Annotated in this window: 14 protein-coding genes; 3 read left to right on the forward strand and 11 right to left on the reverse strand. The window is 64.1% G+C overall.

Annotated features, from left to right (window positions below):
- Nucleotides 1-167: 167 nt before the first annotated feature.
- On the forward strand, nucleotides 168-1,475 hold the full coding sequence (locus tag IVA93_RS29405) for a GGDEF domain-containing protein (protein WP_018456141.1): 1,308 nt from the start codon (nucleotides 168-170) through the stop codon (nucleotides 1,473-1,475).
- Between the two features lie 14 nt (nucleotides 1,476-1,489).
- On the opposite strand, the gene IVA93_RS29410 is transcribed toward IVA93_RS29405, so the two are convergent.
- Nucleotides 1,490-2,110 carry a TetR/AcrR family transcriptional regulator gene (locus tag IVA93_RS29410; protein ID WP_247789928.1) on the reverse strand — a complete coding sequence of 207 codons (621 nt, stop codon included), beginning with the start codon at nucleotides 2,108-2,110 and terminating at the stop codon, nucleotides 1,490-1,492.
- Between the two features lie 537 nt (nucleotides 2,111-2,647).
- Between IVA93_RS29410 and IVA93_RS29415 the strand changes: the two genes are divergently transcribed.
- Entirely contained in the window at nucleotides 2,648-6,052 is a 3,405-nt protein-coding gene (locus tag IVA93_RS29415) for an acyl-[ACP]--phospholipid O-acyltransferase (RefSeq protein WP_247789292.1), read from the forward strand.
- A gap of 72 nt (nucleotides 6,053-6,124) precedes the next feature.
- On the opposite strand, the gene tcuB is transcribed toward IVA93_RS29415, so the two are convergent.
- Genes tcuB through tcuA form a run of 3 tightly spaced genes read right to left on the reverse strand, consistent with a single transcriptional unit; the run spans nucleotide 6,125 to nucleotide 9,684 of the window.
- Nucleotides 6,125-7,231: a tricarballylate utilization 4Fe-4S protein TcuB gene (gene tcuB / locus IVA93_RS29420; RefSeq protein ID WP_026233095.1), complete on the reverse strand. Its 1,107-nt coding sequence runs from the start codon at nucleotides 7,229-7,231 to the stop codon at nucleotides 6,125-6,127.
- A gap of 4 nt (nucleotides 7,232-7,235) precedes the next feature.
- Complete coding sequence (locus IVA93_RS29425) at nucleotides 7,236-8,264, reverse strand: alpha/beta hydrolase (protein WP_018456146.1); 1,029 nt, start codon at nucleotides 8,262-8,264, stop codon at nucleotides 7,236-7,238.
- 28 nt (nucleotides 8,265-8,292) lie between these two features.
- Nucleotides 8,293-9,684 (reverse strand): FAD-dependent tricarballylate dehydrogenase TcuA, encoded by a 1,392-nt coding sequence (tcuA, locus tag IVA93_RS29430; protein WP_247789293.1) that lies wholly within the window; start codon nucleotides 9,682-9,684, stop codon nucleotides 8,293-8,295.
- Nucleotides 9,685-9,841: 157 nt separating this feature from the next.
- On the opposite strand from tcuA, the gene IVA93_RS29435 reads away from it, so the two are divergent.
- Nucleotides 9,842-10,525 carry a GntR family transcriptional regulator gene (locus tag IVA93_RS29435; protein ID WP_018456148.1) on the forward strand — a complete coding sequence of 228 codons (684 nt, stop codon included), beginning with the start codon at nucleotides 9,842-9,844 and terminating at the stop codon, nucleotides 10,523-10,525.
- A 13-nt stretch (nucleotides 10,526-10,538) separates the two neighbouring features.
- On the opposite strand, the gene ybaK is transcribed toward IVA93_RS29435, so the two are convergent.
- From ybaK to IVA93_RS29470, 7 genes are all read right to left on the reverse strand, one after another.
- Complete coding sequence (gene ybaK / locus IVA93_RS29440) at nucleotides 10,539-11,012, reverse strand: Cys-tRNA(Pro) deacylase (RefSeq protein ID WP_018456149.1); 474 nt, start codon at nucleotides 11,010-11,012, stop codon at nucleotides 10,539-10,541.
- 246 nt (nucleotides 11,013-11,258) lie between these two features.
- A complete protein-coding gene (fdhF, locus tag IVA93_RS29445) occupies nucleotides 11,259-14,027 on the reverse strand; it encodes a formate dehydrogenase subunit alpha (RefSeq protein ID WP_018456150.1) in 2,769 nt (922 codons plus the stop codon).
- Complete coding sequence (locus IVA93_RS29450; RefSeq protein WP_018456151.1) at nucleotides 14,024-15,733, reverse strand: NADH-ubiquinone oxidoreductase-F iron-sulfur binding region domain-containing protein; 1,710 nt, start codon at nucleotides 15,731-15,733, stop codon at nucleotides 14,024-14,026. The genes fdhF and IVA93_RS29450 overlap by 4 nt, the downstream gene beginning before the upstream one ends.
- Before the next feature lie 248 nt (nucleotides 15,734-15,981).
- On the reverse strand, nucleotides 15,982-16,269 hold the full coding sequence (locus IVA93_RS29455) for a hypothetical protein (RefSeq protein ID WP_026233096.1): 288 nt from the start codon (nucleotides 16,267-16,269) through the stop codon (nucleotides 15,982-15,984).
- 91 nt (nucleotides 16,270-16,360) lie between these two features.
- Nucleotides 16,361-18,016: an OFA family MFS transporter gene (locus IVA93_RS29460; protein ID WP_018456153.1), complete on the reverse strand. Its 1,656-nt coding sequence runs from the start codon at nucleotides 18,014-18,016 to the stop codon at nucleotides 16,361-16,363.
- A gap of 316 nt (nucleotides 18,017-18,332) precedes the next feature.
- On the reverse strand, nucleotides 18,333-18,596 hold the full coding sequence (locus IVA93_RS29465) for a sulfurtransferase TusA family protein (protein ID WP_018456154.1): 264 nt from the start codon (nucleotides 18,594-18,596) through the stop codon (nucleotides 18,333-18,335).
- Nucleotides 18,597-18,662: 66 nt separating this feature from the next.
- Nucleotides 18,663-19,919 (reverse strand): molybdopterin molybdotransferase MoeA, encoded by a 1,257-nt coding sequence (locus IVA93_RS29470; RefSeq protein WP_018456155.1) that lies wholly within the window; start codon nucleotides 19,917-19,919, stop codon nucleotides 18,663-18,665.
- Between the last annotated feature and the right edge of the window lies 1 nt (nucleotide 19,920).

The following is a 19,920-nucleotide window of genomic DNA, read 5'->3' on the forward strand; positions in this document are numbered from 1 at the left end:
CGGGTCGACGGCATTTGCGACGATCTGCAAGCATCCACTTCACAACGCCTTCACCCTGCGACGCAGTCTCCTGGCATTTTCAAGTCGAGTTAAGCACCTTTCGCGCGTAATCCGCGTTATGAGCGGATCGCTCCGCTGGGGTCGTTGAGCGACTTGGGGAACGCATAGTGTTTCGCAGAACAGCGCCGTCAACGAAGGGACGAAGCTTCCTTCACGTCATCAAGCTCGTTTCGCCTTTCGTCACCGTCGTTCTGCTGCAGGCGGCGATCGCCGGATTCAGCCTGGAGGTGATGTCCTCGGTCCGCGCCTATGTCGCGGGCGAAGCGTTGTGGTCGCGCTCGCAGAAGAACGCCGTCTATTTCCTCAATCTCTATCTGCATTCGGGCGACGCCAGCCAGTTTGCGCAATATCAGACCTCGCTGGCCGTTCCCATCGGCGACGAGTTCGCGCGCTGGGCGCTCGAGCGCGATCCGGTCGACGTCGAGGCCGCCCGCATCGGCTTCCTGCAAGGCGGCAACCATCCCGATGACGTGCCGGGACTGATCTGGCTGTTTCGCTACTTCAAACAGGTCAGCTTTCTCAAGGAAGCGATCAGCGAGTGGGCTGCCACCGACCCCATGCTGCTGGAGCTGAGCGTTTTCGGCGAGGTCATCCGGTCAGAGTTGAAGAGCGGACCGGTTCAGGACGGCAACCGCCTGCAATTATTGTCGTCGCGGCTTTCGGAGCTCAACACTCAGTTCACGGTGCACGCCAAGCGGTTCTCCACCGTTCTCGGCGAAGGCTCGCGCGCCATCAAGATGACGCTGACTGGCGTCAATATCGTCACAGCCATGACGCTGATCCTGCTCCTGATCTGGCACACGCGGCGATTGGTGCTGCAACGACAGGCGTTTGAGGATGCCCTGCATGCCGAGAAGGAGCGCCTAGTCTGGCAGGCGTCGCACGACTGGCTGACCGGCTTGTCCAACCGGCGCGCGTTCGAGGCCCGCCTGCAAAGCGAGTTGGACGACACCGCGGCGGGTTCGCTGGGCCTGGTCCTGCTCGATCTCGACCAATTCAAGGACGTCAACGACAGCTGCGGTCATCTCGCCGGCGACCGCCTGCTCTGCCAGATCTCGCGTCTCCTGCAACAGGAACGACGGCCGCATGACCTGGTGGCCCGGCTTGGCGGTGACGAATTCGGCCTAATCCTTCCACAAAGCACGCCGTACGACGCCGTGGATATCGCCGAACGGCTGCGCCGGTCGCTCGAGCTATCCGTCTTCGCGTGGGACGATCGTTGCTTTGCAGTGACCGCCAGCATCGGCGTTGCCTGCATCACCGACGGCAACACCATGCTCGAGGACGCGATGCGGCGCGCGGATGCCGCCTGCTATCGCGCCAAGGAGAACGGACGCAACCGTGTTCAGGTCGACAACGGGACGACGGACGTCGTCGTCGTCACCTCGCGGCACCGCAAGGCCGCCAGCGCGTAGCAGCGCTCCACACTTTATCGTACTGGCACAATCCCGAGCCCTGCGAGATGCGCATCCAGAAACTGATCGACTTGCTGGCGCAGCATCTGCGGCGGCACGGCTACCATGCGTTCTTCGAGGCCGAGCGAGATGATCCCGTGCACGGCGGAAAACAGGGCGCGTGACAGCAGCGCGATCTGCACGTCGTCTGCATTCGGAAGCAGCCGCACCAGGGGTGGATGCATCAGCGCGAAGGCGTCCATCACCATCTGAAGGATGTCATCGGGGTAAGGGCGGTCGTCCTCCATCCGATGTTCGAACAGCGAGCGCAGCAGATTGGCGTGCTCCGCAAAAAATTCGAGGTAGGTCGCGGCCAGCCCGTAGAACTGGCGAACGGGATCCTCGGCGGGAACCTGGCCCAGCCGCACCGTCAGCTCCTTAACGGTCTCCCGATTCACGGTCAGGATCACCCCGTCGAAGTCGCCGAACTCGTTGTAGACGCTCCCAACCGAGCAGCCTGCGGCGTCCGCAACATCCCGGACTTTCAACGATTTCAGCCCCTTAGCCGCGATAATGCTGCGAGCGATCTCCACGATCTGCTGCCGCCGGCGAGATTTTTTTCGGTCTCGCAACGATTCGTCTTGAACATTGTTCATTTTCAAGGTACTCATTTGAACAATGTTCAAATTAACCTGGAGATCTGCAAAATGCAAACCCTCGCTGTTGATATCGCCTCCACCTTCGTCGATGACGCCACAGCTCTCGTGACCGGATCTGGCCGCGCCCTCCTGCGGTTCGCGACGGGGCCGATCGATCGCATTGCAAATGCCTGCGACATCGCCGGCGTCCTGACCGAGCGGCGGGCGACCTTCCGGATGTGGCGGGCCAACCGCGACCGCGCCCGTCATGAGGGCCGCCGCATTAGCCTGCTCGGCCGCCTCTCGCCCTTTCGCCGCCTTGCCCACCTTACCTGAGGCGCGCACGCCTCCTTGCCGGGGCGTGATAGAGCCGCGACCAGCCATTTGCGAACCAAACGTCGCCACGCGGAGACCAACAGGATCGGAAGGTAAAGGCGCAGAGCAGGCCGGGGCGATCGTTCGTCAACCCGCAAATGCCCGTCGCATCTCCTCGGGTCCCGAAGCCCATCCGACAATGAAACAACCTCAGACAGCGTTTCCAAAACAGGACTAGTCATGATCAGGGATTTGATGTCGTCACGCCGCTTCGCGCCGCTGTTCTGGGCGCAATTCTTCTCGGCGCTGAACGACAACGTGCTCAAGAACGCACTCGTCATCATCCTGCTTTACAGTGCCGCGACCGGCCACGGTGATGCGCTGGTGACGGTCGCGGGCGCGGTGTTCATCTTCCCCTATTTCATCCTGTCCGGGCTCGGCGGCCAGCTCGCCGACAAATACGTCAAATCCGTCGTCGCAAGGCGGCTCAAATTCGCCGAGATCTTTGCCGCGGGCTTTGCCGCGGCCGGCTTCTTCCTGCACTCGGTGCCGCTGCTGTTCGCAGCGCTCGCACTGTTCGGCGTCATCGCCGCGTTGTTCGGACCCGTGAAATACGCGATGCTGCCGGACCAGCTCGAGCTCGGCGAGCTCGCGACCGGCAACGCGCTGGTCGAAGGCGCGACCTTCATGGCCATCCTGCTCGGCACCGTTGCCGGTGGCCAGTTCGTGGCCGGCTCCGCGCATATGGGCTGGGTCGCATCGGCCGTGGTCGTGCTGGCCCTGCTGTCCTGGACCTTCGCCTCCCGCATTCCCGCGACGACGCCGTCTGCACCCGATCTGCCGGTCAACGCCAATCCCTGGACCTCGACGCTCGGCCTGTTGAAGACGCTGCACGCCGACCACCGGCTGTGGGACGGCACCGTGATCGTCTCCTGGTTCTGGCTGGTGGGCGCCATCGTGCTCTCGCTGCTGCCGGCGCTGGTCAAGGAGGTCATCGGCGGCACCGAGGGCGTGGTGACGTTGTGTCTCGCGATCTTCGCAATCGGCATCGCCATCGGCTCGCTGTTCGCCGCGAATCTGAGCCACGTTCGCCCAAACCTCGCGCTGGTGCCGATCGGCGCCGTCATGATGGGGTTTGCCGGCATCGACCTCGCTTGGGCGATCGGCGTGACCGCCAAGGGCCAGGACATCACTGCTGCCGACTTCGCAACTTCGTTCGCGGGCCTGCGCATGCTGCTCGACTTCGTCGCCTTCGCATTCGGCGGCGGGCTGTTCGTCGTTCCGTCCTTCGCCGCCGTCCAGGCCTGGTCCGCCCCCTCCGAGCGCGCCCGCATTATCGCCGCCGGCAACGTGCTGCAGGCCGCCTTCATGGTGGCCGGCTCGCTGTTCGTCGCGCTGTTGCAGGCCGGCGGATTGCACATCGGCTGGATCTTCTTTGGCCTCGGCGTCATCAGCTTCGGCGCAGTCTGGTTCGTGCTGACCAAGTGGGGCAAGGAAGGCGTGCGCGACTTTGGCGGGCTGCTGTTCCGCGCGCTGTTCCGCACCGAGGTCCGCGGGCTGGAGAACCTGCCGCCTGCTGGCACGCGCATGCTGATCGCGCCCAATCATGTCAGCCTGATCGACGGCCCGCTCCTGCACGCCGTGCTCCCGATCGACGCGAGCTTCGCGGTTGATACCGGCATCGCCAAGGCCTGGTGGGCCAAGCCGTTCCTGCGGGTGGTCAAGCACTACACCATGGACCCCACCAAGCCGCTGGCGGCGCGCGACCTCATCAAGCTCGTCGCCGCCGGAGAGCCGGTGGTGATTTTCCCGGAAGGACGCATCACTGTTTCCGGCTCGCTGATGAAGGTCTATGACGGCACCGCGATGATCGCGGACAAGGCCGACGCAGTCGTCGTCCCGGTCCGCATCGAAGGCGCCCAGCGCTCGCATCTCAGCTATCTCAACGGCAGCCAGATCAAGCGCTCGTGGTTTCCGCGGGTGACCGTCACCATCCTGCCGCCAGTCAAGCTTCCGGTCGGTCCGTCGCTCAAGGGCAAGGCGCGCCGCAACGCCGCGGGCGCAGCACTTCAGGACGTGATGATCGACGCCATGGTGAAGAACGCCATGCTCGATCACACCCTGTTCGAGGCGCTCGGACACGCCTATCGCGACCGCGACACCGGCAAGGTCATCGTCGAGGACGCGCTCGGTACCAAGCTGACCTATCGCAAGCTGATCCTGGGCGCGCAGGTCTTGAGCCGGAAGCTGGAGAACGGCACCGCTATCGGTGAGAATGTCGGTGTGCTGCTGCCGAATTCCGCTGGCGTCGCCGTCGTCTTCATGGCGCTGCAAAACATCGGCCGGGTGCCGGCAATGCTCAACTTCTCGGCGGGCCCGGTCAACGTGCTTGCCGCCATGAAAGCCGCGCAGGTCAAAACCGTGCTGACGTCGAAAGCTTTCATCGAGAAGGGCAAGCTCGACAAGCTGATGGCGGCGATCTCCGCGGAAGTTCGCGTGGTCTACCTCGAGGACGTCCGTGCTTCGATCGGCACGGCCGACAAGATCAAGGGCCTGCTCGCCGGCACCGCGCCCCGCGTCGCCCGCCAGGCGAGCGATCCGGCGGTCGTGCTGTTCACGTCGGGCTCGGAAGGCACGCCCAAGGGCGTTGTGCTGTCCCACCGCAATATCCTTGCGAACGCCGCACAGGCGCTGGCGCGGGTCGATGCCAACGCCAATGATAAGGTGTTCAACGTGCTGCCGGTGTTCCACTCCTTCGGGCTGACCGGTGGAATGATGATGCCGCTGCTCGCGGGCATTCCGATCTACATGTACCCCTCGCCGCTGCACTACCGGATCGTGCCCGAGCTGATCTACCAGACCGGAGCCACGATCCTGTTCGGCACCGACACATTCCTCACGGGCTATGCACGCTCGGCCCATGCCTACGACTTCCGCACCTTGCGCCTGGTGATCGCCGGCGCGGAGGCGGTCAAGGATCGCACCCGGCAGGTCTTCATGGAGCGTTACGGCATCCGCATCCTCGAAGGCTATGGCGTCACCGAGACGGCACCGGTGCTGGCGATGAACACGCCGATGGCCAATCGTCCAGGCACGGTCGGCCGCCTGTCGCCGCTGATGGAAAGCCGCCTCGACCCGGTCCCCGGCATCGAGGAAGGCGGACGCCTGTCGGTGCGCGGACCCAACGTAATGCTCGGATACTTGCGGGCCGAAAATCCCGGCGTGCTCGAGCCGCTCGCCGACGGCTGGCACGACACCGGCGACATCGTGGCGATCGACCCGGCCGGCTTCATCACCATCAAGGGTCGCGCCAAGCGCTTTGCCAAGATCGCCGGCGAAATGGTCTCGCTGTCGGCGGTCGAGAACATCGCGACAACGCTGTGGCCGCAGGCCGGTTCAGTCGCCGTGTCGATCCCGGACCAGCGAAAGGGCGAGCGCATCGTGTTGCTGACGACGGAGAAGAACGCCGAGCGCAGCGCCATGCAAGGCCACGCCAAGGCGATCGGCGCGTCCGAGCTGACCGTTCCCGCTGCGATCATGGTGGTCGACAAGGTGCCACTGCTCGGGACCGGCAAGACCGACTACGTCACGGCAACGACGATGGCCCGCGAGCAGGCGTCTGGACCAGAGCGCGAGGTGGCATAAGAGAGATGCACGAGGCGCCTCAATCAGGCGAGGCGCGGTGCCCCGATCGGCCGCTTCCGCGCCGCCTGAATCTCAAGAACCGGCTTCTCCGCGTCGCTCCTGCGCATAACGCACCAGCGCCGCGAAGCGATAGATGCCGTGCACGAACTTGCCGTAGGGCATGGTGATGAACAGCGCGAACACTGCACCTAAATGGAGTGCCAGCAGCGGTCCCATGGCGGCAGTCTCCCGCAGAATCAGAAGCAGCATGCCGGTGAACCCGGTCAGGAACAGCATGGCGATGAAGCCGACATCCATGCCGTAGCGCTGCTCGTCGAGCAGCGCCGGATCACGCCGCATCTTGGCGACGAACAGGCCGATCGGCCCGATGATCAGGCCGATGCCGCCGAGCGTGCCGAGAACCACCGGCAGATCCCACCACGGATACGGCGCCTCGCGGCCGAGCAGATAGTGATACAGCGTTGCGGCCGAGGTCGCGGCGAAGCAGAGCAGGAAGCCGTAGAAGGTCAGGTGATGGAAAAGCTTGCGCCGGTCGGTCGGCTTGTCATCCTCATTGTAGCAGCCGACGCCGCCACCATGGAGGTAGCGCAGCTCACCAGCGTCGCGCATCGCCTGAAAGATCGAGCCGCCGTCCGCACGGCCGCCGATCGGCGGGCCGATATCCCGCCAGAAGGCACGCACGCTCATCACCAGCGCGAAAATCGCATAAAGGAAGGCGGCGCTGAACAACGCTGCCATCGCGTTGTGCGGCATCAACTTGTAGAACGCGCCGGGGCCAGTGTGCACGCCAAACAGCACGCTGCGGTCGTTTAGGGCAGCGAAGCCGAGTATGAAGGCGGCCATGCTGAGCGCGGCGACGATGCTGATGACGAGACCATTGCGGGCGAAGGCACCGGACAGCGCCTGCGGCCAGGCATAGGTCGCATAGGATTCCGCGCGCGCGATCGCCAGCGTCTGCGGGACGTTGACGTTGAATTCGTGCGGCGGCGAGAACTGGCAGTCGACGTAGCAGGCGCCGCAGCCATGGCAGAGATTGGCGAGATAATTGAGGTCGCCGTCGGAGAAGGCGCGGCGCATCTCCATGGCGGGAAAAACCGCGCAAAGGCCTTCGCAGTAACGGCAGGAATTGCAGACCGTCATCAGGCGGTCGCCTTCATCCAAAATTCTGCTTCCGTGCATGGCTTTACTTCGTCAGGCCTTTGCCCTCGAGCCATTTCTGGATCAGGGCCGCGACCTCGAGATTGTTCTTGTCCATCATCACCATATGCGAATTGCCCTTGATGCCTGTCTGCGGGAGATCGATGATGTCGACGCTGCCGCCGGCCGCCTTGATGGCGTCCGCAAAGGCGATGCCGTTGGCGCGGATCTTGGGCCAGCGCGAATCGCGCTCGATATAGTCGCCGTAGATGATGAGGGTCGGGACGTTCTTCAGCACATCCGCTTTGGCGGGATCGCCGATGCCGGCCGGCTCGATCGCAATCAGCGCCTTGACCTTGTCAGGGCGGGCTTGCGCGACCTTGAAGCCGAAGGTGCCGGCCTGGCTGTGGAACAGAAGCACCGAGGGGCCGACGCGATCGATCTCAGCGATATAGGCGGCGATGGTCGCATCGTCGGTCGTGGTCCAGCGCGGTACGTTCTGCTTGACGAAATTCTCGTAACCCTCGACGGGGAACTGGTTGCCCGGCAACAATTTTCGCTTGGCGGGATCGGGATCGTACGAGTTCGGCCCATCGCCGATGCGGAAACGCTCGAACGGGTTGGCCGTGGTCAGGAAGACCGGCTCGCCTTTGAAGATATCGGGATATTGCGCCCAGCCCGCGCGTCCGCGCTCTACTGCGTCGGAGTTATAGACCCCCCACCCCATGCGTAGAAAATAATTCAGCCAGCCTTCGCGTCCGTCAGGCGTGGTCTCGTAGGTGACGCCGGTCAGTCCGCCGCCATGCCACATCAGCAAAGGATAGGCACCCTTCTCGTTTGCCGGCAGGAAATACTGAACATACATCTGCTCGACCTGATACGTGCCGTTGGGATCAACCTTGGCCGGCACTCCGCCGGGCGCGAACACGACCTCCCTCACCGGCTTGCCCGAGATTTCGACAAGACGGCCACCGACATGGAACGAGCCCATGTCTCGCAGCGTGATCGGCTCGGCCGCGTGGGCGTAGCCGACGGTCAGCAGCGCCGCGATCGAAGCAATGGCAATGCGTGACATGGTTCCTCCCTCGTGTCTGTTCTTCCGCCTAATTCTTCGCGTGGCGTGCCGCTTCCCGTCCTGCGATCCGCCCGAACACGCTGCCGATGGTCATGCCCATGCCGGCGGCATAGCCCTTGCCGAGCACGTTGCCGGCCATGATCTCGCCGGCCGCGAACATGTTGGCCGACGGCTTGCCGTCAGCCATCAGCATGCGCGCTTCCCTGGTCACGCGCGTGCCGAGATAGGTGAAGGTGATGCCGGGCCGCACCGGATAGGCAAGGTAGGGCGGTGTCTCGATCCGCCGTGCCCAATGCGTCTTCGGCGGCGTCATGCCTTCCGTGCGGCAATCGTCCAGAATGGTGTGGTCGAAGGTGCCGGGCTGCACCGCGGCGTTGAATTCGGTGATCGTCTTTTCCAGCGCGGCCGGATCGAGCTCGAGCTTGCCGGCAAGCTCAGCCACCGTCTGCCCTGCGATCGGCGGGAATAGCGTCGGCATGAAGCTCGTGACCACGGTGGAGTCGAAGATGATGTAGGCGATCTGTTCGGGCTGCGCGGCCACCAGCCGGCCCCAGATCGCGTAACGCTTCGGCCAGATGTCCTCACCTTCATCATAGAAGCGCTGCGCGTGCTTGTTGACGACGATGCCAAACACGACAGAATCGTGCCGCGTGATGATGCCGCCGTCGAATTTCGGCGCGCGCGCGTCGATCGCGACCGCATGGCACTGGGTGGGGTCGCCGACCTCCTGCACGCCCTTGGCGAGCAGCATCTTCAGGATCGAGCCGCGGTTATAGGGGGTACCGCGGATCAGGAAATTGTCGGCGGCCTCACCCCAATATTGCTTCAGCCATTCGATGTTGGCCTCGAATCCGCCGGCGGCGGCGACCAGCGACGTCGCGCGGATCTCGGTGTCGCCCTTGATCGGCCGCCTGAGGTGGGCGGCGAGAAACATGCCGTCTTCGATCATGAGGTCGATAACCTCGGCGTCGTATTCGATTTCGACGCCGAGCTTCTCGGCGGTGAGATAAAGTGCGTTCAACATCGCGCGGCCGCCGCCGAGGAAGAATGAGTTGGTGCGGCCGAGGCCCAGCGTGCCGCCGAGCGAGGGCTGCCAGCGCACGCCCTGCTCCACGATCCAGTTCAAGATGTCCTTGGACTCGCGGATCATGTGCCGGGCGAGCACCTCGTCGGTCTGGCCGCCGGTGACGCGCAGGAGATCCTCCCAAAACTCTTCCTCAGTGTAGGGGCCGGTGAGGATTTCGGTCGCCTCGTCATGTGCGCAACGCATGTTGCGGGTGTGGCGCGTGTTGCCGCCGCGATAGAACTTTGGCGCGCCTTCGAGCACCAGCACCGATGCCCCACCGCGTCGCGCGCTGATCGCCGCACACAGCGCCGCGTTGCCGCCGCCGATCACCAGCACATCGTATTTGCTGCTCATGCCGTCTGTCCGATGCGACGAAGTTGGAGACATTCTGCCCGCCGGCGGCCCCGGCCAATCCGGCTGGTCATTGCGCACCTTTGTATACAAAGATATACGAATGTCCGGCAAGCGTTATCCTGCATGGGAAGGATGCGCGTGGCGAGCACGAGGATGCATGGCAAGACGCCCGACAAAAGCAGGCGGCTCGATCGCGCGCGGCAGCGGCGTGGCGCTCGGCGAAGCAGTGTTCCGCTCGCTCTGCGAGGCGCTGCAGGCCGGCAGCTACCGCGCCGGCGACCGCCTGCGCGAGGAAGAGGTCGCCCAGCGGCTGAAGGTCAGCCGCACCCCGGTGCGGGAAGCGCTCGGGCGGCTTGCCGCACGTGGGTTCGTCGAACCTGCCGGCGGCCGCGGCCTGATCGTACGCAACCTCGACATCTCGGAGGTGCTCGAGCTCTACGCCATGCGCGAGATCATGGAGGGCGCCGCCGCCCGACTTGCCGCCGAGCACGCGTCTGCGACCGAGGTCGACGCGCTCAGGGACATCGAGCAGACCTTCGTGGAAGCGTCGGGGACTGATCCCGCCGAGATGGCGCGGCTCAACCGCGCCTTCCACGAGGCGATCTGCCGCGCCGCGCGCAACCGCTATCTCGACAACGCTTCGCGGGAATTGCAGGACTGGATCGCCCTGCTCGGTCCAACCACGTTCACCGTATCCGGTCGCCCGTCGACCAGCCACGGCGAGCACCAGGCCATCATCGACGCCATCGCGGCTCGCGACGGCGGCAAAGCGGAGCAGCTCGCGCGCACACACATCCGCGAAGCGCTGCGCTGTCGGCTGAAGCTGTTGCAAAAACAATAGCAGAGCGCCGCGCTCAGGCGACCAGTTCCGCGACGATCGCCTTCAACACGTCCCGCACATCGCCCGGACTGAGCCGCACCTGCAGTCCGCGCTGACCGCCATTCACGTACACGTAATCATGTGCGAGCGCGCTCTGCTCGATCACGGTGCGCACAAGCTTCCGCTGCCCGAATGGGCTGATGCCGCCAACCTTGTAGCCGGTGAGGCGCTCGGCCTCAGGCGGCTTCATCATCTGCGCCGACTTGCCGCTAACAACAGCGGCGAGCTTCTTCATCGAGACTTCCTGATCGGACGGGACGATCACGCAGACCGGCTTGCCGTCGACCAGCGCCATCAGCGTCTTCAAGACGCGCGCGGGATCCTCGCCGAGTGCGGATGCAGCCTGAAGGCCGATGCTCTCGGCGTCGGGATCGTAGTCGTAGGTGTGGACAGTGAAGGCAAGACCGGCGGCCGTGAGCGCGCGTGTGGCTGGGGTGGCTTTGGACATGGACGATGTCTAGCACCGCCGCTGCGAGGAGCGAAGGGACGGCGACACGGGTGGACACATGCACCACAGCCTCAGCGTCGTCCCGGCGAAGGCCGGGACCCATAACCACAGGGAGGAGTTTGGAGAAGACTCGTCGTTCGGTACGCCCACCATCCGCTAACGAGACACCTCGCGGTATGGGTCCCGGCCTTCGCCGGGACGACACCGCAGGCATTGTGTCGCCAAATAACCGGCGAGCGCGCTGCCCTACTCCGCCGCGTCGCGCATCTCGGCACGTTCGGCCCTGGCCGCGCAGAACTTGAACTCCGGGATCTTGCCGAACGGATCGAGCGCCGGATTGGTCAGGAGATTGGCCGCCGCCTCCGCGTAGCAGAACGGCATGAACACCATGTTCTCGGGAACGTCGCGGTCGGAGCGGACCTTGACCTCGACCGCGCCGCGGCGGGTCTCGAGCCGGATGAAATCGCCGGGCGCGAGCTTCTTCCTGTGCATGTCCTTTGGCGACATGAACGCGACCGCCTCGGGCTCGATCTGGTCGAGCACCTGCGCGCGGCGGGTCATCGAGCCGGTGTGCCAATGCTCGAGCACGCGGCCGGTCGAGAGCACCATCGGATATTCGGTGTCGGGGATCTCGTCCGGCGGGATGACGTGAGCCGGAACGATCTTGCCGCGGCCGCTGGCGGTCGGGAAGCCCGTGGTGAAGATGATCTCGTTGCCGGGCACGTCGGGACCGTCGACGGGATAGGTCACCGCGCCTTCGCGCACCAGCCGCTCCCAGGTGATGTTCTTCAGCGACGGCATCAACTCCGCCATCTCGGTGAAGACCTCGCCGGGACCGGCATAATTCCACGGCAGCCCCATGCGCTTGCCGATCTCCTGGATGATCCAGAGATCCTGCCGCGCATCGCCCGGCGGCTTGATCACCTGGCGTGCGAGCTGCACGCGGCGATCGGTGTTGGTGAAGGAGCCTTCCTTTTCGGCAAACGCCGAGGCCGGCAGGATGACGTCGGCGTGGAACGCGGTCTCCGTGACGAAGAGATCCTGCACCACGAGATGGTCGAGCATGGCAAGCGCCTGGCGCGCATGCTGGAGATCGGGGTCGGACATCGCTGGGTTTTCGCCCTCGATATACATGCCCTTGATCTCGCCGGCATGGATCGCGTTCATGATCTCGACCACGGTCAGACCGCGCACGGGATCGAGATCCTGGCCCCACAGCTTCTCGAAGACGCCGCGCATGTCGTCGCGGCCGACCGGCTGATAATCCGGCAGGAACATCGGGATCAGACCGGCATCGGAAGCGCCCTGCACGTTGTTCTGGCCGCGCAGCGGATGCAGGCCGGTGCCGGGACGCCCGACCTGGCCGGTGATCAGCGCCAGCGCAATCAGGCAACGCGCATTGTCGGTGCCGTGGACATGCTGGCTGATGCCCATGCCCCAGAAGATGATCGACGATTTTGCCCGCGCATAGGTTCGCGCGACCTCGCGCAGGGTCTGCGCCGGGACACCGCAGATCGGCTCCATCTTCTCCGGTGTGAACTCCTTGATCTTCTCCTTGAGCTCCTCGAACCCCTCGGTGTAGCCGGCGATGTACTGATCGTCGGTCAGCCCTTCGGTGATGATCGTGTGGATCATCGCGTTCAGCATGGCGACGTCGGAGCCCGGCTTGAACTGCAGATGCTTGGTCGCATGGCGCGACAGCGTCTGCCGGCGCGGGTCCATGACGAACAGCTTTGCGCCGTACTGCTTGACCGCGTTCTTGATGAAGGTCGCGGCGACTGGATGATTCACGGTCGGATTGGCGCCGATCACGATGATGACCTCGGCGTCCATCGCAGCCGAGAACGGCGCCGATACGGCGCCCGAGCTCAGACCTTCGAACAGCGCCGCGACCGACGAGGCGTGGCACAGACGGGTGCAATGGTCGACGTTGTTCGAGCCGAAGCCGGTGCGCACCAGCTTCTGGAACAGATAGGCCTCCTCGTTGGAGCCCTTCGCCGAACCGAAGCCGGCCAGCGCCTTCACGCCCTTCTCGTCGCGGATCTTGACCAGGCCTTTGGCCGCCATGTCGAGCGCTTCTTCCCAGCTCGCTTCGCGGAAATGCGTGAACGGATTGGCCGGATCAACCTGGTCGTTGGAATCCTTCTTCGCGTTGGGCAGCCGCACCAGCGGCTTGGTCAGGCGATGCGGATGATGGATGTAGTCGAAGCCGAAGCGGCCCTTGACGCAAAGGCGGTTGTGATTGGCGGGGCCGTCACGGCCCTCGGCATAGATCACCTTCTCGTCCTTGACCTCATAAGTCACCTGGCAGCCGACGCCGCAGAACGGGCAGAGCGAGTCCACCTTCTTGTCGGCATAGACGACACGGGTCTGCTTCTCGTCCAGCATTACGGCCGGCATCAGGGCCCCGGTCGGACAGGCCTGCACACATTCGCCGCAGGCGACGCAAGTGGACTCGCCCATGGGATCGTCGAAATCGAACACGATTTTCGAGCCGTGGCTGCGATAGGCCATGCCGATGACGTCGTTGACCTGGACCTCGCGGCAGGCGCGCACGCACAGTCCGCACTGGATGCAGGCGTCAAGATTGACGCGCATGGCCGGATGGCTGGCGTCGGTCGCCCAACGCTCGGCGGCGGGGAAGCGACTCTCGGTAACCCCAGTGGTTTCGGCCCAGTGCCAGAATTTGGAGTCCGGATCGTGCGAGGTCTCGCGCGCCGGCTGGTCGGCGACCAGCAGCTCCATGACCATTTTTTGCGCGGAAACCGCGCGCGCGCTCTCGGTCTTCACCTTCATGCCGACCGATGGCGTGCGCTTGCAGGACGCCGCGAGCACGCGCTCGCCCTCGATCTCGACCATGCAGGCGCGGCAATTGCCGTCGGGGCGATAATCCGGCGCGGGCGAGTAGCACAGATGCGGAATCTCGCGACCCTGGCGTTTTGCGACTTGCCAGATCGTCTCGCCTGCATTGGCCTCGACCTGCTTGCCGTCGAGTTCGAACGTAATCTTGGTCATTCGGCCGCTTCCTTGAACTCGTCAGGGAAATATTTAATCACGGTGGCAAGCGGATTCGATGCCGCCTGTCCGAGCCCGCAGATCGAGGCATCGCGCATCGCCTGGCTCAATTCGTCCAGGAGAGCGCGGTTCCAGACCGGTTGCTGCATCAGCAGCGCGGCCTTCTGGGTTCCGACGCGACACGGCGTGCACTGGCCGCAGCTCTCGTCCTCGAAGAACTTCATCAGGTTCAATGCGGCCGCGCGCACGCTGTCCTTTTGCGACAGGATCACGATCGCGGCAGAGCCGATGAAGCAGCCGTATTTTTCAAGCGTGCCGAAATCGAGCGGGATGTCGTCCATCGCCGCCGGCAGGATGCCGCCGGACGCACCACCCGGGAGGTACGCGTAGAACTGATGGCCATCGGCCATGCCGCCGCAATATTCGTCGATCAACTCGCGCACGGTGATGCCAGCAGGCGCGAGCTTCATGCCGGGATTCTTGACGCGGCCCGAAACCGAGAAGCTGCGCAGGCCGTGCCGCTCATGCCGGCCGTGGCCCTTCCACCAGTCGGCGCCCTTCTCGATGATGTCGCGCACCCACCACAAGGTCTCGATATTGTTGATCAACGTCGGCAGGCCGAACAGACCGACTTGGAATGGATAAGGCGGCTTGTGCCTGGGTAAGCCGCGCTTGCCCTCGATGCTTTCCAGCAGCGAGGATTCCTCGCCGCAGATATAGGCGCCAGCGCCGCGGCGCATGTGCAGCGTCGGACCGCCCGGCGGCAGCTTCGCGATCTCACGTTCGAGGATTTCGCGCGAGGCCGGATATTCGTCGCGCAGGTAGATGTAGATATCCGAGGCCTGCACCACATGCGCACCGATCAGCATGCCCTCGAGGAAACGGTGCGGATCGCTCTCGAGATAGACGCGATCCTTGAACGTGCCGGGCTCGCCCTCGTCGCCGTTGATCGCCATCAGGCGCGGGCCGGGTTCACCAAGCACCGCGCGCCATTTACGTCCCGTCGGGAAGCCGGCGCCGCCGAGACCGCGCAACGAGGCGTCGTCGAGCGCCTTCAGCAGGTCGTCCGTCGGTAGTTCGCCCGAGCACAGGCGATTGAGCAGCTTGTAGCCGCCGCCGGCGACATAGGCTTCATAGCCGATATAGTTGGGCAGATGCGCGTGGGTATCGCCAGCCTTCGCCGCCGCCATGACATTGGCCACCGTCGCATGGTCAACAAAGTTGTGTCCGACTTCCGCGGCAGGCGCCGTATCGCAGCGGCCGACGCAGGGCGCACGCACCACGCGGATGCCGGGACCTGACGCGTCTTGCAAATCCGCGAGCAGCTTCTCTCCGCCGAGCATCGCGCAGGTCAGCGAATCGCAGACGCGGATCGTCAGCGGCGCGATATCGGGCTCGCCTTCCTTTACCACGTCGAAATGCGCATAGAAGGTCGCGGTCTCGAACACTTCGGCGAACGCGAGCTTCATCTCGTCGGCGAGCGCGGCGAGATGCGCGGCCGAGATCTGGCGGTACTGATCCTGGATCAGGTGCAGATATTCGATCAACAGGTCGCGACGCCGCGGTCGGTCGCCGAGCAACTGCGCGATCTCATGAGAGGCGGTGGGATCGACCTGCCGTCCCTTGGGTGTGGATTTGGCGCGCTTCCGTCCCTGGCCGGGATGTTCGAACTCGCGAACCTTGTGAACGTCGTCGTTGCTGCTCATGGAGACGTCGCGTTCTCTTCAAATGCGTGATGAGTTTGGACCGGACCGCCAAGGCGATCAGTCTTCATTTCCCGACTCGATCAAACGGAACCACCGGTTCCTGCGTCCCGCCGATCAAGCCAAATTCGACGCAACTCTAATCTCTGGTATGCCAGATGCAAGAGAATTTAGAGCGTCTCTAGAATGATTTAGGAGGCAGGCGGTCGCCCGCCGTGCCCTTTTGCGCAAGCGTCGGATGGAACCCGATCTCAAGTCTTGCTCATGCACTCTTCAATGTAGAACCAGCGATCGTCGCCGGCGAGGCCCTTGGACTTCACGTCGGCGCGGCAGGCTTTCAGCTTCGGCTTGTTGGTTGCCCATTTCGCCTTCATGTCTTTCAGCTTCTGCATGGTGAGCTTCATCTTGCCAGGTTTGGCTTGCGTCGCTGCAGCAGGCGCCGCCGGCGGCGTCGCCGTCTGCGCGGATGCGGCATGAAGGCCAGCGACGAGCAACACGGCCGCGAGGCAAATTCGAAGGCAAATTCGGGTGCGAATCATTTCAATCCCCCTAAGTCCCATTTCTGATGATGTCCGAAAGGCCAACGAAGCGGGACGCCTGATGAGCATCCCGCTTCTGTCTCGACGACGGTCAGAAGATCTTGACCGCGCTCTCCAATGTCTTCCAAACACCCCAAAGCAGGGGGACGCCGACGAACGCCCAGAACAGCGCCGCCTTGGCGTCAAGCCCGCCAAATCCGATGCCGTAGGAGCCGTGCGGCCCCGCGGCGGCGGCGCTGGCGCTTGCAGCCTGCAACTTGGCGACATCGGCGTCCTTCATGTGCCACTTCGAATCGACCGGCTTGATCAGATAGTTGCAGATCAAGCCCGCAATCAGCATCGCACAGAGGATGTACATAGTCGTGTTGTAGAGCTGATCGCGCGGCACGCCTGCCGCGAGCTGGAACTCGCGGATGTAGTTGACGACGACGGGACCGATGATGCCTGCGGTGGACCACGCCGTCAGCAGCCGGCCATGGATGGCGCCGACGAACTGGGTTCCGAACATGTCGGCGAGGTAGGCCGGCACGGTGGCGAAGCCGCCGCCATACATCGACAGGATGATGCCGAAGCCAAGCACGAACAGGAGCTTCGAACCCATCGCGGCAAAGGTCGGCGCCAGCGCGTAGAGCACGATGCCGAGGATGAAGAACGTATAGTAGGTGTTCTTGCGCCCGATCTTGTCCGACAGCGATGCCCAGAAGAAGCGGCCGCCGATGTTGAACAGCGACAGCAATCCGGCGAAGCCCGCGGCGATCGCGGCGATCTGCGCCTTCTGTCCCGCATCGAGCGCGTTGAAGCCCACCTCCGGCAGGCCGATCAGCTTGCCGGCGAAGATCTCCTGTAGCATCGGCGATGCCATGCCGATCACACCGATGCCGGCCGACACGTTCAGGCACAGCACCCACCAGATCAGCCAGAATTGCGGCGTCTTGTGCGCGTCGTTGAGATGGACGTTGGCCTTCGAGATCATCGCGTTGGCCTTCGACGGCGCGGTCCAGCCCTCGGGCTGCCAGCCGGGCGGCGGCAAGCGATAGCGGAACGCGCCGATCATCATGAACACGAAGTAGATGACGCCCATCGTGACGAAGGTCTCCCAGACGCCGACCGAGGTCGGGGTCTTGAAGTAGTTCATCAAGAGGTTAGCCAGCGGCGCGCCGATCATGGCGCCGCCGCCGAAACCCATGATGGCCATGCCGGTCGCCATGCCGCGACGGTCCGGGAACCACTTCACGAGCGTCGAGACCGGCGAGATATAGCCAAGACCGAGACCGATGCCGCCGATCACGCCCGAACCCAGCCACAACAGCCAGAGCTGATGGGTGTATACCCCGATCGCACCGAGGAAGAGGCCGCCGCACCAGCACAAGGCCGAGACGAAGCCGGCCTTGCGCGGGCCTACGCGCTCCAGCCAGCCGCCCCAGACCGCAGCCGCGATACCGAGCAGCACGAAAAAGAGCGTGTACATCCACCCCATGCTGGCGACCTTCCAGTCGCAGCTGGTCGTGAACAGCTCCTGAAACAGTGACATGTCCGCGCACGCCTTCGGCGCGGTAACTCCGATCGCGCGCGACAGCGGCAACCAGAACACCGAGAAGCCGTAGGCCATGCCGATACAGAGATGGATGCACAGCGCAGCCGGCGGCACCAGCCAGCGATTGAACCCGGCGGTCGCGATGGTCCGCTCGCGATCCAGAAAACCTGCGCCGGCACCCGAAAGTGTTCCAGCGCTCTCGATGGTAGACATGCATTCCTCCCCTAAAGCCGCCCTTCTGAACGGCCTGCCACGACGGTCCTGTTCCTCAGCCTGCAGCGCAGCCTTTGTCCCTGCTGCTCCACAATGATCGACGCGCGCCAGGATCGTCACGCGCATCCGAGACGTTAAACCCCTAACCGTGGGGACTATGCCCGACGCCACGGCCGGGCTTCTTTCGACGGCCCATTTGCTCCGCATATCGCAGGCACGACTCGACCTCCGCGTCTCGGCGGAGGACGTCAATTGGGGCAGAAGTGATGATCGATGTCGATAGACAAAAGGTAGGTATCAACCGAGTGACCGCGAGCTAAGTGGGCGGCGCACCATTGATATTTTCTATCGATCGATCGGCCTTCTCAATCAAGAACACGATGCGCGCGTCGTTGCGCTCGGTGATCTCCACCGTGTCGCCGGTCTCCCGGATCAGGTTCGGAATGTCAATCACCGACAGCGGATCGGTGCAGTACACTTCGAGCTGATCCCCCGGATGCAACGGCTTCAGCGCTTTGCGCGTCTTCAGGGCGGGCAGCGGGCATTTCAGTCCGGTGAGATCGAGCGTCGTTCTGGTCATCGGCGCAACATGGCGGGAGCGACCGATGGCGTCAACGCCGAGCCAGCACCAGCATCACGTTCAGACTCAGAGCAAATCGGCATAGGACAGGAAACCCACGCTCTGCCCCGGCTCGACACGCGTGACCTCCTCATCGAGCTCGATGAGGCCGTCGGTGTCGATCAGAGAGGACAACAGCCCAGCCCCCTCGCGTGGAAACTTGATTGCCTCGAATGCGCCGTCCTGCGTGCGCCGCAAGGAGGCGCGAACATATTCGCGTCGGCCCGCCTTCTTCTTGTAGGTGAATGCCGCGCGCACCGGGATCGGCAACAGCGGCGCCGGCAGGCTCCCCGCAAGCGCGAGCACCGTCGGCCGCACCACATGCACGAAGGTGACGAAACTCGCGACGGGATTGCCCGGCAATCCGATCAGCGGCGTGCCCTCGATGATGCCCATCGCCACGGGCCGTCCCGGCTTGATCGCCATCCGCCACAACACCAGCGAGCCGATGCTTTCGACCGCGGCCTTGACGTGGTCCTCCTCTCCGGTCGAGACGCCGCCGGTGGTGAGGATCAGATCGTGCGTGCCTGCGACTTGCTTGAGGCCATTCGCAAGCGAGGTACGTTCGTCGCGCAAAATGCCGAGATCGCTGACCTCGCAGCCGAGCCGGCGCAGCATCGCCATCAGCATGAAGCGGTTGGAGTCGAACAGCTGCGAGGCCGCGCGCGGCTCGCCGGGCGAAGTCAATTCGTCACCGGTCGAGAACACCGCGACACGGATGCGCCTGACGACGTCGAGCCCGACCAGGCCGAACGCCGCCGCGAGCGCGACATGTTGCGGCAGCAAGCGCTGGCCTGCGCGCAGCGCGATGTGGCCCTGGGGGATGTCCTCTCCCGCAGGGCGGACATTCGCGCCCGGCTTCAGCCCCGGCGGCAGCACAATTCGGCCGGCGTCATCGACGCGGACGTCTTCCTGCATGAAGACGGTTTCGGCATCCGGCGGCATCGGCGCGCCGGTGAAGATGCGCGCGGTGTGGCCGGCCTTGATCGGCGCTAGTGCCAGACCGCCGGCCTGGATGCGGCCGTCGAGCGGGAGTGCCCGCTCGGCGCTGTCCGGAAGATCGGCGTTGCGCACGACGTAGCCGTCAACAGCGGAATTGGTGAAGGGGGGCAACGGCAGCGGCGCCGCGATATCGCGGGCCAGCACCCGCCCATCAGCATCGATGAGCCTCACGGTTTCGAGATCGACAATCGCGTTGACGCGCGTCGTGATCAGGCCAACCGCCTCGTCGACCGACATCATCGGTCCGCCGAAGGCAAAACAATCGTCCGACAATTGCGCCATG

Source organism: Bradyrhizobium sp. 155 (assembly GCF_023101105.1).
Classification (GTDB): Bacteria; Pseudomonadota; Alphaproteobacteria; order Rhizobiales; family Xanthobacteraceae; genus Bradyrhizobium; species Bradyrhizobium canariense_D.

Bases quoted from the DNA above. Each gene is read 5' to 3' on its own strand.
- IVA93_RS29410 (WP_247789928.1), bottom strand. From the start codon at position 2,110: ATGAACAATGTTCAAGACGAATCGTTGCGAGACCGAAAAAAATCTCGC.
- IVA93_RS29415 (WP_247789292.1), top strand. From the start codon at position 2,648: ATGATCAGGGATTTGATGTCGTCACGCCGCTTCGCGCCGCTGTTCTGG.
- tcuB (WP_026233095.1), bottom strand. From the start codon at position 7,231: ATGCACGGAAGCAGAATTTTGGATGAAGGCGACCGCCTGATGACGGTC.
- IVA93_RS29425 (WP_018456146.1), bottom strand. From the start codon at position 8,264: ATGTCACGCATTGCCATTGCTTCGATCGCGGCGCTGCTGACCGTCGGC.
- tcuA (WP_247789293.1), bottom strand. From the start codon at position 9,684: ATGAGCAGCAAATACGATGTGCTGGTGATCGGCGGCGGCAACGCGGCG.
- IVA93_RS29435 (WP_018456148.1), top strand. From the start codon at position 9,842: ATGGCAAGACGCCCGACAAAAGCAGGCGGCTCGATCGCGCGCGGCAGC.
- ybaK (WP_018456149.1), bottom strand. From the start codon at position 11,012: ATGTCCAAAGCCACCCCAGCCACACGCGCGCTCACGGCCGCCGGTCTT.
- fdhF (WP_018456150.1), bottom strand. From the start codon at position 14,027: ATGACCAAGATTACGTTCGAACTCGACGGCAAGCAGGTCGAGGCCAAT.
- IVA93_RS29450 (WP_018456151.1), bottom strand. From the start codon at position 15,733: ATGAGCAGCAACGACGACGTTCACAAGGTTCGCGAGTTCGAACATCCC.
- IVA93_RS29455 (WP_026233096.1), bottom strand. From the start codon at position 16,269: ATGATTCGCACCCGAATTTGCCTTCGAATTTGCCTCGCGGCCGTGTTG.
- IVA93_RS29460 (WP_018456153.1), bottom strand. From the start codon at position 18,016: ATGTCTACCATCGAGAGCGCTGGAACACTTTCGGGTGCCGGCGCAGGT.
- IVA93_RS29465 (WP_018456154.1), bottom strand. From the start codon at position 18,596: ATGACCAGAACGACGCTCGATCTCACCGGACTGAAATGCCCGCTGCCC.
- IVA93_RS29470 (WP_018456155.1), bottom strand. From the start codon at position 19,919: ATGGCGCAATTGTCGGACGATTGTTTTGCCTTCGGCGGACCGATGATG.